The following is an 11,469-nucleotide window of genomic DNA, read 5'->3' on the forward strand; positions in this document are numbered from 1 at the left end:
GCATCAGGGTAATCCGCCTGCCGGGGCCAGGCATTGATCACCGCCTTGATCAGGGTCGCCAGGGGAATGGCAAAGAAGACACCCCACAGGCCCCACAGGCCGCCGAACAGCAGGATGGCAGTAATGATTGCCACCGGGTGCAGGTTCACCGCCTCGGAGAACAGCAGCGGCACCAGAATATTGCCATCAATGAACTGGATGACACCGTAAATCACCATCACCAGGGCAAAATCCCCACTCCAGCCAAACTGTACATAGGCGGCCACAGCCACCGGTAGTGTCACCACGGTAGCACCGATGTAGGGCACCACCACGGACAACCCCACCAGCACCGCCAACAGCACAGTGTAGTGCATGCCCAGCAACAGAAACGCGATGAAGGTGACGCTGCCCACCAACAATATCTCGATGGCCTTGCCGCGGACATAGTTGGCGATCTGGTCATCCATTTCATGCCAGACATGATCAAGAATCCGGCGACGTCTGGGCAAAAAGCGCATCATCCAGCCGATAATCGCTTCCCTATCCTTGAGGAAAAAGAACACCAGCAACGGCAACAGCACCAGAAACACCATCACCTCCACCAGGTTGGGGATGGATGCCAGTGACAGCGTCAGCACCCCCTGACCGGCTTCTGCCACCTGTCGCTGGATCACCGCAACGATGGAATTGACCTGCTCCATGGAGATCACTTCCGGGTAATGTTCCGGCAACTGCCTCAGCCAGCTTTCTCCGTTCTTGAGCAAATGGGGTAACTGGTCCTGCACCAGCAGCAGGGTCTGGCGCCAGACCATGGGCAGCAATACCACCAGGGTGGCGATCAGCAAACCCAGGAACAGGGTGAACACCAGGTTTACTGCCAGCAGACGCCGCATGCCCTTGCGCTCCAGCCCGGCCACCAGCCCCTGCATCAGATAGGCAATCACAATGGCGGCCAGCACCGGCGCCAACATGCCACCGAAAAACAGGATCACCAGTCCGGCGGCCAGCAATACCACCAGCAGATACACCGCCTCCTCGTCGGAGAAGTACTTTTCAGACCAGTTCTTGAGGATACGTAACATCAGCTCTCCTGTTCGCCGCGGCGAATCACAAAGGCATAGTGGCCCTTATTTTCGTCCATGCGAACCAGCTCGTGGCAGGATTGTCTCAAATAGGCAGGAATGTCGTCGGCGGAAGCGGCGTCGGTGGCGATAACCTCCAGTAGTTGCCCCGGTTTCAGATGCCTCAGCGCCTGCCGGGTCTTCAGCAATGGCATGGGACATTGCAGGCTGGAGGCATCAATCTGCAGGTCGATAGGCTGATCGCTCATACGGGCGCTTCATTCGTCTCTAGTCTACCGGCATTATAGTCACAACCCGGCTATGGAATAAGGGCCGGCCTGTGTCGGCCAGCACAAATAATCACGGGAGCACCTACTTGAAGTTTTTGCTACGCACGCTCTTATTGATGAGTTGTTGCACCCTGGCAGCCACCAGCGCCAACGACGACTTGCCGGTTCTCGGTGACCCTACTGCCGCGCTTATGTCCGCCGACCAGGAATACCGGCTGGGCAGGAGCTGGCTGCGCGGCCTGCGTGGGCAGACCTCAATCATGTCCGATCCGCTGGTACAGGAGTATGTGGAAAGCCTGGTCTACCGCCTTGCCTCCTACAGCGATCTGAAAGAGCCCAATCTGGAAATCGTGGTCATCAACAGCCGCCAGATTAACGCCTTTGCGGTACCCGGCGGGGTGATCGGTCTTAACGCCGGGCTGTTCCTCAATGCCCGCGACGAAGACGAAGTAGGCGGCGTGGTAGCCCACGAAATTGCCCACGTCAGCCAGCGGCATTTTGCCCGCCGTTATCTGGACTCGAAAAAGATGAACACCGCCGTGCTGGCCGCCATGCTCGCCAGCCTGGCGGTGGCCATTGCCGGCGATGGCGAAGCGGGTATGGCCGGTATCGCTGCCACCCAGGCCGGCGCCATTCAGGCACAGCTGGCTTATTCCCGCCAGAACGAGCGGGAAGCGGACCGGGTGGGCATGCAGACCCTGGCCGCCGCAGGCATGGACCCGGATGCCATGCCTCGTTTCTTTGAGCGTATGCACAATAACCAGCGCTTTGCCGGCGACCCTCCCGAATTTCTGCTCACTCACCCGGTGACCGAAAGTCGAATCGCCGACAGCCGCTCCCGGGCACGCTCCCTGCCCTCACCACGAATGAATTCCTCATTACATTTTCTTCTGGTGCAGGCCCGACTCCAGGCTGCTTTTATTCAGGGCGACAACCACGCCATCGACCACTTCCAGCGATACAGCAACGAACGTAACGCCCTGGGCTTGCAGGCAGCCCGCTACGGGCTGGCACTGAGTTATCTGCGTGCCGACCGCTTTGGCCAGGCCAGAAAAATCATGCAAGCGCTGGCCGAGGAACACCCGGACCAGCTGTGGTTCCGGCTCGGGCTGGTGGAAGTGGCACTGGACGAAGGGGATTACGCTCAAGCCATCAGTCAGGCTGAACGAGTACTGGATCTTTCTCCGGACAATTACCCAGCATCCATTCTGATGAGCAAGGCATTGTTGAGAAGCGAACAACCGGCCCGGGCTCTGCCGGTACTCAAACCATTACTCAACCAGCGCTCCAACAACCCCTATATCTGGGAGCTTGCCGCCGACGCCTATGGCAACAGCGGCGACAAGGTGCGGGCACTGCATGCACGGGCAGAGAGCCAGTTCCTGCGTGGCAGGGATCAGCAGGCCATGCAGCAGATGGAATATGCGCTGCGTGATGCGGAGAATGATTTTGCGTTGTACAGCAAGCTCAATGGCCGGCTGCAAACCATGAAGGCGTTATCGGAAGAAAGGTTCTGATAACGCCCGGCGTCAGACGTTATTTTTTCAGCGACGTCCCGAAGTCCAGCATGCGATTGAGTGGCACCATGGCTTTTTCCGCCAGATCCGGATCCACAAAGATCTCCTGGCCCATGCCATTATCGTCTTCCAGCACAGCCAGCATGTTCTGCAGACCGTTCATGGCCATCCACGGACAGTGGGCACAGCTGCGGCAGGTGGCACCGGAGCCGGCAGTGGGCGCTTCCAGGAAGGTTTTGCCCGGAGCAAGTTGCTGCATCTTGTAGAAGATGCCCTTGTCGGTAGCGACGATGAATGCGTCGTTATCCATCTCGCAGGCCGCCTTGATCAGCTGCGAGGTAGAGCCCACCACATCCGCCATTTCCACCACCGGCGCCGGCGACTCCGGGTGTACCAGAATGGCAGCGTCCGGGTAGGCCGCTTTCAGATCCTGCAGCCCCTTGGCCTTGAATTCCTCATGCACGATGCAGGCGCCATCCCAGCACAGTACATCGGCACCGGACTTGTCGCGCACATAGCTGCCCAGGTGCTTGTCCGGGGCCCAGAGGATTTTTTCACCGTTGCGGTCCAGATGCTCAATCAGCTCCACCGCAATAGAGGACGTGACAACCCAGTCGGCGCGGGCTTTCACCGCCGCCGAGGTATTGGCGTACACCACCACGGTGCGATCCGGGTGCTGATCACAGAAATCGGCAAATTCGTCCTCGGGACAGCCGATATCCAGCGAGCAAGTCGCTTCCAGGGTAGGCATGAAAACGCGTTTTTCCGGGCTGAGAATCTTGGCGGTCTCGCCCATGAACTTGACCCCGGCCACGATAAGAGTGGACGCCGGGTGCTCCTTGCCGAAGCGGGCCATTTCCAGGGAATCGGACACGCAGCCACCGGTTTCTTCCGCCAGGGACTGAATTTCGGGATCGGTATAGTAGTGGGCCACCAGTACCGCGTCGCGCTGGCGTAACAATTCCTTAATGCGCTGGCGGTAGGATGCACGCTGATCCTCGCTGAGCGAGTCTTCGTGTACCACCTTGGCCAAATGGGCCTGTACCAGTGCTTGTGCCTCTGCAGTCATTGGCTTCACCGCCCGGGGTTTCCCCCTGATATCAATAACTTAGGTAATAACCAGAAAATCAGGGCGGGCATAATACCACAACGTAGCGCCGGGGCGGCGCCGCGTGGATACCCTTAAGGGTTAAAATGCGCCCGGACGGGCGGCTTTTCAAGATCCCGGACGGTAGTCAGGGCCGGCGGCAACCAGATGCACGGTACTGATGGCTCGCTCCAGGAACGCCCCTTCGCAGTAGCAAAGGTAGTAATCCCACATACGGATAAAACGCTCGTCAAAACCCAACTCACGGACTTTTGGCAAGTTCGCGAGAAAACGCTGACGCCAGTGATTCAGGGTCAGCGCGTAGTCATGTCCGATGTCGTGAAGCTCCGTGGCGACCATGCGGGTATGATCTGTCAAATGCTGGCACATCACCGACACGCTGGGCAGGAAGCCGCCAGGGAAGATATAGCGTTTAATGAAGTCGACCTGCTTGCGGGCATGCTCGTAGCGCTGGTCCGGCACAGTAATGGCCTGCAATACCAGTTTGCCATCCGGTTTGAGCCTTTCTCCGAGCACCTGAAAATAGCTCGGCAAAAACTCCGCTCCCACTGCTTCGATCATTTCCACGGAGACCACACGATCATACTGACCGGTGAGCTCCCGATAATCCTCTTCCAGCACCGTCACTCTACCCTCAAGCCCCTCAGCCTGAACCCTTTCACGGGCATGGCGGGCCTGCTCCCGGGAAATGGTGGTGGTGGTGACCTGAACGCCATGATGCTTGGCCGCATGAATGGCGAGACCGCCCCAGCCAGTGCCGATTTCCAGCAAGGTCATACCTGGCGCCAGTGACAGGTACTGGCAGATTTTTTCCAGCTTGTAGTCGGAGGCTTCTTCCAGCGGGGCATCCGGACGGGGAAACACCGCACTGGAGTACATCATGCTGCGATCGAGGAACAGGCTGAAGAAATCGTTGCCCAGATCATAGTGGGCAGAGATGTTGCGACGTGAACCCTGCAGGGAATTACGGTTATAGCGGTGCAGCATTTTCAGGGCCGGCCGGGACAACAATGCCATGCCACCTTCCAGGGCTTTCATGGCGTCTACGTTGGCGGCAAAGTAACGGATTACTGCCACTAAGTCCGGGCTATCCCAGCCTTTTTCCATGTAAGCTTCTGCCGCACCCAGGGCACCGCCACTCATCATCATGGTATAGGTGCGCCAATCACGCAGACGGATAATGGCCGCTTCGCTGTGAGAATTGCTGCCGAGAATGACCTGATTGCCATCGGGTTCGTGAATACGAAGAGCGCCATGCGGCAACGCATTGAGCCGAGCCAGCACCAACTTGCGAGCCACGGACTGTGGCCAGCTGATTGTCACACTGTGTTGTAATGAATTTGTTGTGGCTTTTTCGCCAGACAGCATGCGGTCAATCTCCGTACCGATTGTTACTGTTTTTGCCGGGGTGAGAATGGAACCTTGCCCCTTTGCGCCAGAGCCGGAATGCCTGCCAGTAAATGGCACGCAACGTAGCCAATCCCTGGGCGCCGAACCGGAAGACCACCGTTCCCATTGTGCGACTGCTGGCTTCCTGCAAATTCAGCTGCAAACCTGCCACGAAAACGACCTGATCTTCCTTTCTGTCTTCCAAGACTAGGCGTAAGCCGGGTAAAGCCACGTGAAGATCCCAGTGATAATTCAGCGCCATGGGCAGAAAGGGGGACACATGGAAAGCCTTGGGGTGACTTACCTGCCAACCCCCTTGTTCGTTTTTTTGCAGGTTCAGAGGGTAGAAATGGCGCTCACGCCAGGGGGTGTTTTGTACTTCAGCCAACATGCTGTCCGGCTGATCGCTGTCTTCGGGAAAATGCAGATACAACACCAGCGGATTGAACAACGTCCCCAAGGTGCGCCACTGGCCCAGCATCACCACCCTGCCCCCAGACCATTCCAGGCCCAGCGCTGTCGCCTTTTCACGGACCTTGTCTTCCAGTTTGTCCGGGCGAGCATCCACAAAATCACTGTCACGGAACACCACTGGCCGCCAACGACGGCCCCAGCCAGAATGCTTTGCCAACATTGCGTCCACCTCCGCCAGATCACACCAGACTAGCCACAGCGGGTAGTGGAACCCATGGCGGAACGGCACCAGACGCTGATGCCAGACCTTGCCCCTTGCTATCGCCTGGGTAATCACGGCACAGACTCCGGGGACAATGCCCGCACCACATCCAGGGCCGACACCACGCCGTCTTCATGGAAGCCATTGCGACACCATGCTCCGGCATACCAGGTGCGCCTTTCACCATTGTCCGCAAGCAGTGCTTCGCGAGCCGCCACCGTGTCAGGAGTGAACAGCGGATGGGCAAAGTGATAGCGGGCAATGACCTTCTCCGGGTCAATCTTGTCCGTGGCGTTAAGCGTCACACAGAAGGTTTCCGGTGCCTGGATACCCTGCAGAATATTCATGTCATAGGTCACCTGTACGCGCTCCTGATCATCATCGAACAACAGGGCATTCCAGCTCGACCAGACTCGCTGCCGCCGGGGCAACAGACGGATATCCGTATGCAGCACCACCTCGTTATCCTGATAACCAAGCCGTGACAGGCAATCGCCTTCTCGGCTGTCCGGATCGGCAAGCAAAGCCAGGGCCTGATCGCTGTGGCAGGCAAGAATTACCTGATCAAACGTTTGCTGTTCACCGTTCACCGTGAGGGTGACACCCTGCTCATGGCGGCGAACTGCACTGACCGCTGAACGGGTATGAAAACGGGCTGAACACTGCTCCACCAGAGGAGCCACATACTGGTTGGAGCCCCCGGGCACCACATACCACTGGGGTCGGTTGGTCAGCGACAGCAGTCCATGATTCTGGAAAAAGCGGATGAAGAACTTTGCCGGGAACACTTCCATCTGCTCCAGAGAACAGGACCAGATAGCCCCACCCATGGCGAGAATATAATCCCGGCAGAAACGCTCCCCGTAACCGTGACGCCGCAGGTATTCCCCCAGCGGCATTTCTCCCGCCTCACTGTCCAGCAACCCGGGAGCATGGCGATTGAAACGCAGAATGTCGCCGATAAAGCGCCAGTGGGACGGGCTCAGCAGGTTGCGTTTCTGGGCAAAAATACCGCCCAGTCCGTCACCGCAATATTCCAGCCCGTTGCGCTGGTCACTGACCGCAAACCCCATGGCGGTGGGCTTGCCCTGCAGGCCCAGTTCATCCAGCAGGCGCAGATAGTTGGGATAGGTGCGGTCATTGAAAACGATAAAGCCCACATCGATGGCGTAATCACCATGTTCCCGGCTCACCGGTACGGTGCAGGTGTGGCCACCGAGATAATCGTTGGCCTCGAAGACGTCCACCTGATGGTGCCGGGACAGATACCAGGCGGCGGTGAGGCCACTGATACCGGCGCCGACGATGGCAATACGCTGACTCATGCCTGTTCCTTTTTGCTAGTGGGGCTGTGGTGACTGTCGTCGTACTGGGCCTTGGCGGCCTTGAAGGCCTCGGTGACCCGCTCGCGCACACCGGCATGGGGCACCACCGGTGGCGGATAGTCGGGCGCCAGTAAAGGCTGCTTCCAGGGTTCGTGGACGGTCTTGTTATCCAGCTCACGCAATTCCGGCACCCAGCGGGCGATAAACTGCCCCTGGGCATCGAAACGCTGGCTCTGGCGTACGGGATTGAAGACCCGGAAATACGGCACCGCATCGGTACCAGAGGACGCACTCCACTGCCAGCCGCCATTATTGGCAGCAAAATCCCCGTCGATCAGGTGCTGCATGAAAAAGCTCTCCCCCAGCCGCCAGTCCAGCCACAAATGCTTGCTGAGAAACATGGCCGTCACCATGCGCAGACGGTTGTGCATCCAGCCAGTGGCCACCAGTTGCCGCATGGCCGCATCCACCAGCGGGTAGCCGGTGCGGCCCTCGCACCAGGCCTGGAACAAGTCAGGGTCCCGGGACCACTGCAGCAACTCGGTTTCCGGCCGAAACGCGCCACCGCGACTGACCCTTGGGAAACGGGCCATGATCTGGCGGTAGAAATCCCGCCAGGCCAGCTCGCCAATCCAGCAGGCGGCGCCATCCCGGGCACCCGCATCGGCCATGGCCCGGGTCGCCGCCCGGTAACAGCTGGCCGGTGACAGAGTGCCAGCCGAAAGGGCCGCAGAAAGCCCACTGGTGGCAGGCTCGGCGGGAAAGTCCCGGTGCTTGCGGTAACCGGCCAGGTGATGCTCGGCAAAGTGATCCAGTTGTTTCAGGGCCGCCGCTTCCCCCGGTTGCCAGTGACGGGTCAGCGTATCAGCCACTGTCAGCTTTTTGAGTGCGCTTTCCACTACACCCTTGCCTACAAAGCGGCCGTTAGCGGCGCGAGCTGCAGGCAATGGGGCCACCGGCTCAAAGTGGCCATCGAGCCACACATCCCAGCGTTTCTTATAGGCGCTGAAAACCGTGTATGGCGTACCCTTGCCGGTGTTCAGGGTACGCGGGGGCACCAGCACGCTGTCATCAAAGCCGGTTATCTTCACCCCCTGCGGCTCCAGCGCCTGGGCCACCGCCCGGTCCCGGTTCAGTTCGTTAAGCGGGTACTCGCGGCTACAGAAGAGACGATCAATCCCGTGCTCCCCCACAAAGTCGGCCATCAACGCTGGCACGGCGGCAAAGTCGCCGGCATCCAGCACATGCAGATCCACACCACGGTCTGCCAGGGCTTCGCCCAATTCAAGCAGACTTTGCAGCACATACCAGCGACGCAACGGCGCCACTTCATGGGTGTCCCACTGTTGCTCACACAGGCAGTACACCGCTATCACCGTTTCATCCTGCTCCAGCGCCTGCTGTAGGGCACGGTGCCCATGGACGCGCAGGTCGTTGCGATACCAGACCAGATTCATGGGGTCCCCCCGTTGTCTTCCACCGTCGTCACACCTGCCGTTCTGTCCATCGCTTCCAATGCCAGCAGCTGCTCGGTCACCGCCTGACGGTCGCCGGTCAACCTGGTGACGGTAGCCGGTGGCGTGTCCACCACCCTGCCCCAGCAGGCTGCAGGCCAGGGCAAGGACCGCTGTGACCAGAAACGCTGGCGCTGACTGGCGCTGGGCCTGTGGTCCATCACCCAGAGAACGCCACAGCGCTGACGGTCAGCCAGCAACGCCGTCAGGGCATCCATATCCACACCTCGCTGCAGACACCACAGGGGCCGTTGCAACACCATGGCCAGCTCCAGAGCCGGCAGGGCATCGCCCACTGGCACCAGCAACCAGCCGAACTCTCGGCGTCTGGGGGACAGGGACAGGGCCCGTGCCGCCCACTTCTGAGTCAGCACCGCTTCCAGCAGGGCCAGATGGGCAGACAGGGAGGCACTGACGGCAAGCTGCTCACGCAGGGGGTCAGTGAGTTCGCGGATGACCTGACCATGGCTGTAATCGGCCAGTAACCGGTTGATCAGTTGCTCCAGACGGCGCACGTTCATGGCTTCCAGGGCCTGCAGGGCGTCCTGCCGGGCCTGGGTCCAGGGCATGCTGTTATCTGCTGCCAGCGGCGGTTCCTGCTCCCCTGACAGCAGGGAAGCCACCTGGCTGATGGGCACCCCCTTTTCCACCCAGTGGACAATACGCCGGATCTGTTCCACCTCGGCGGACCGGTAGCGTCGATGCCCCTTGGCGGTGCGTTCCGGTTTCAGCAGGCCGTAGCGGCGTTCCCAGGCACGCAGGGTCACCGGGTTAACGCCACACTGCTCACTGGCCTGCTGAATGGTCAGCGCATCGCTCACACCCGGTTCCTCAACCCCAGATCATCCGGATAGGGGGACAGGTAGCCCTGTTTTTCCAGATACGGTTGCGGCACCTTGCGCATACCACCGCGCAGCAGGGTCATGGGCACAATCAGCGGCACCTCCTCGCGCAGGTAGGCCTCGATCTGCTCATTGATCAAGGCCCGATCAGTATCGCTCAACCCCTCGCGCAGGAAACCCGCCAGATGCTGCAGGGTGTTCACATGGGCGCCACGGGATACCCGCTTCTTCATGGCGGCCATCAGGCCGTGGATGTATTCCTCGGCGATCTCCTCCAGCGGCCTGGCTTTCAGATCGCTAAGCAGTGGCCCCAGCTGACGGTAGGTTTTTTGGCAATGGGCCAGCAGCTGGAATTTGTGTCGGCTGTGGAAGTCGATAAGCCGCTGGGCCGTCAGCCCATGTTCACGGAGCTGGCACCAGTCATCGTAGAGGAACACCCTTTCGATGAAATTTTCCCGCAGGGTGTCGTCATTGAGTCTGCCTTCTTCTTCCAGGGGCATAAGCGGATAGTGGGTCTGCAGGGCTGCGGCAAACAGGCCGCTGGCATCACGATGCTGCACATGGCCATCATCGTTATAGACCCGGATACGCTCCATGCCGCAACTTGGGGATTTGGCCATCAGGATATACCCCCGCAGCGTTGCCAGAGAGGGCATGGCGCGGGCGATGAAATCCTGCATCAGGTCGGTATGGTCACGTAGCCCATCGGTGGTGATCAGCCGCAATGCGCCGTTTTGCTCGGTGAGGTGCATGGCCTTGCGAGGGGCACTCAGCCCCGCGCCCATTTCAGGGCACAGGGAACGAAACTCGAAATAGCGGGACAAAACGCCAGTGCAGTAACGGGAATGTTTGTGCCCCTTGTCGTGGCGCACTTCCATGCCCAGCAAACAGGCGCTGATGCCGACCGGGATTTTTGCAGAGCTGATCATGTGCCACCTCATACCTGTACAAGAAATTATGCTTGTACAAGTTTAGACCTGTGTACAGTCAACAACCCGTGAAGCTTCCAATCAGGCTCTGACCTGCAGCTTCCCCCGCAGGTGCAATCCCGGTCGGCACTCTTTATACTGCCCGAAAAACTGATCATATGGACAGTGAAATGCGTATTCTTGTGTGCGGCGGTCGGGATTTTTCCGACCAGGCATTACTGACCCGCAGCCTGGAACGGCTGCTGCGGGACAACACCTTCAGCCTGCTGATCCACGGCAATGCCAGTGGCGCAGATCGACTGGCCAGCCAGTGGGCCCATGACAGCGGTATCGACCAGGTCAGCTATCCGGCCAACTGGGTGGCCCACGGCCGTGCGGCCGGCCCCATGCGCAACCGCCGCATGCTCCATCACGGTCGCCCCCAGGCAGTGGTGGCCTTCCCCGGTGGTCGTGGTACCGCCAATATGATTCAACTGGCTGAGGATGCCGGCCTGCCCGTCTGGCAGCCGGCCCTGGATGGCGAAGACGGCCTGCCCACGGCCCAGGGGCTGGTGGCCCGCTGAAGGCCAGAAATCTGTTTCACCACAGAGGGCACAGAGTTCACTGAGGAAAGTGCATAACCTCTGTGTCCTCTGTGACCTCTGTGGTGAAAATCGGGTTTTGCCGAGACCAAGACGTGTCGACGGGAGAACAAAAGAAGGGAATCGGGACAGGGCTGAAACGAAAAAGGGCCCGCCGTAGGCGAGCCCTTTTAAATTTGGTGGGTCGTGCTGGATTCGAACCAGCGACCAATTGGTTAAAAGCCAACTGCTCTACCAACTGAGCTAACGACCCGC

11 protein-coding genes and 1 tRNA gene are annotated in these 11,469 nt (G+C 59.5%); 2 read left to right on the forward strand and 10 right to left on the reverse strand.

Features of this window, described 5'->3' with window-relative positions; translation table 11 throughout:
* Positions 1–1,064: AI-2E family transporter (locus HUJ17_RS00290; protein ID WP_290508846.1), on the reverse strand; the 1,064-nt coding region annotated here is incomplete at its 3' end.
* Complete coding sequence (locus HUJ17_RS00295) at positions 1,064–1,312, reverse strand: sulfurtransferase TusA family protein (RefSeq protein ID WP_290508847.1); 249 nt, start codon at positions 1,310–1,312, stop codon at positions 1,064–1,066. The genes HUJ17_RS00295 and HUJ17_RS00290, both read right to left, overlap by 1 nt.
* A 107-nt stretch (positions 1,313–1,419) precedes the next feature.
* On the opposite strand from HUJ17_RS00295, the gene HUJ17_RS00300 reads away from it, so the two are divergent.
* A complete protein-coding gene (locus HUJ17_RS00300; RefSeq protein ID WP_290508848.1) occupies positions 1,420–2,850 on the forward strand; it encodes a M48 family metalloprotease in 1,431 nt (476 codons plus the stop codon).
* A gap of 19 nt (positions 2,851–2,869) precedes the next feature.
* Here HUJ17_RS00300 and nadA read toward each other — a convergent pair whose 3' ends face one another.
* The 7 genes from nadA to HUJ17_RS00335 form a co-directional block, all read right to left on the reverse strand.
* Positions 2,870–3,919: a quinolinate synthase NadA gene (gene nadA, locus HUJ17_RS00305; RefSeq protein ID WP_290508849.1), complete on the reverse strand. Its 1,050-nt coding sequence runs from the start codon at positions 3,917–3,919 to the stop codon at positions 2,870–2,872.
* Positions 3,920–4,066: 147 nt separating this feature from the next.
* Positions 4,067–5,257, reverse strand: coding sequence for a cyclopropane-fatty-acyl-phospholipid synthase family protein (locus HUJ17_RS00310; RefSeq protein ID WP_366470844.1), 1,191 nt, complete (start codon positions 5,255–5,257; stop codon positions 4,067–4,069).
* A gap of 73 nt (positions 5,258–5,330) precedes the next feature.
* A complete protein-coding gene (locus tag HUJ17_RS00315) occupies positions 5,331–6,098 on the reverse strand; it encodes a DUF1365 domain-containing protein (RefSeq protein WP_290508851.1) in 768 nt (255 codons plus the stop codon).
* Complete coding sequence (locus HUJ17_RS00320; RefSeq protein WP_290508852.1) at positions 6,095–7,348, reverse strand: FAD-dependent oxidoreductase; 1,254 nt, start codon at positions 7,346–7,348, stop codon at positions 6,095–6,097. Before HUJ17_RS00320 ends, HUJ17_RS00315 begins: the two co-directional genes overlap by 4 nt.
* Positions 7,345–8,805 (reverse strand): deoxyribodipyrimidine photo-lyase, encoded by a 1,461-nt coding sequence (locus HUJ17_RS00325; protein ID WP_290508853.1) that lies wholly within the window; start codon positions 8,803–8,805, stop codon positions 7,345–7,347. Before HUJ17_RS00325 ends, HUJ17_RS00320 begins: the two co-directional genes overlap by 4 nt.
* On the reverse strand, positions 8,802–9,683 hold the full coding sequence (locus HUJ17_RS00330; protein WP_290508854.1) for a MerR family transcriptional regulator: 882 nt from the start codon (positions 9,681–9,683) through the stop codon (positions 8,802–8,804). Before HUJ17_RS00330 ends, HUJ17_RS00325 begins: the two co-directional genes overlap by 4 nt.
* A complete protein-coding gene (locus HUJ17_RS00335; RefSeq protein WP_290508855.1) occupies positions 9,680–10,633 on the reverse strand; it encodes a DUF523 and DUF1722 domain-containing protein in 954 nt (317 codons plus the stop codon). The genes HUJ17_RS00330 and HUJ17_RS00335 overlap by 4 nt, the downstream gene beginning before the upstream one ends.
* Before the next feature lie 170 nt (positions 10,634–10,803).
* On the opposite strand from HUJ17_RS00335, the gene HUJ17_RS00340 reads away from it, so the two are divergent.
* Positions 10,804–11,196 (forward strand): DUF2493 domain-containing protein, encoded by a 393-nt coding sequence (locus HUJ17_RS00340; protein WP_290508856.1) that lies wholly within the window; start codon positions 10,804–10,806, stop codon positions 11,194–11,196.
* A gap of 195 nt (positions 11,197–11,391) precedes the next feature.
* Here the strand turns inward: HUJ17_RS00340 and HUJ17_RS00345 are convergent.
* Positions 11,392–11,467 (reverse strand) — tRNA-Lys (locus tag HUJ17_RS00345).
* Positions 11,468–11,469: the final 2 nt, after the last annotated feature.

The sequence above is a fragment of the Alcanivorax sp. genome (assembly GCF_014762765.1).
Lineage (GTDB): Bacteria > Pseudomonadota > Gammaproteobacteria > Pseudomonadales > Alcanivoracaceae > Alcanivorax.

What these genes read in the sequence shown, in the direction of transcription:
- nadA (WP_290508849.1), bottom strand. Translation starts at nt 3,919, where the DNA reads ATGACTGCAGAGGCACAAGCACTGGTACAGGCCCATTTGGCCAAGGTG.
- HUJ17_RS00325 (WP_290508853.1), bottom strand. Translation starts at nt 8,805, where the DNA reads ATGAATCTGGTCTGGTATCGCAACGACCTGCGCGTCCATGGGCACCGT.
- HUJ17_RS00295 (WP_290508847.1), bottom strand. Translation starts at nt 1,312, where the DNA reads ATGAGCGATCAGCCTATCGACCTGCAGATTGATGCCTCCAGCCTGCAA.
- HUJ17_RS00340 (WP_290508856.1), top strand. Translation starts at nt 10,804, where the DNA reads ATGCGTATTCTTGTGTGCGGCGGTCGGGATTTTTCCGACCAGGCATTA.
- HUJ17_RS00320 (WP_290508852.1), bottom strand. Translation starts at nt 7,348, where the DNA reads ATGAGTCAGCGTATTGCCATCGTCGGCGCCGGTATCAGTGGCCTCACC.
- HUJ17_RS00335 (WP_290508855.1), bottom strand. Translation starts at nt 10,633, where the DNA reads ATGATCAGCTCTGCAAAAATCCCGGTCGGCATCAGCGCCTGTTTGCTG.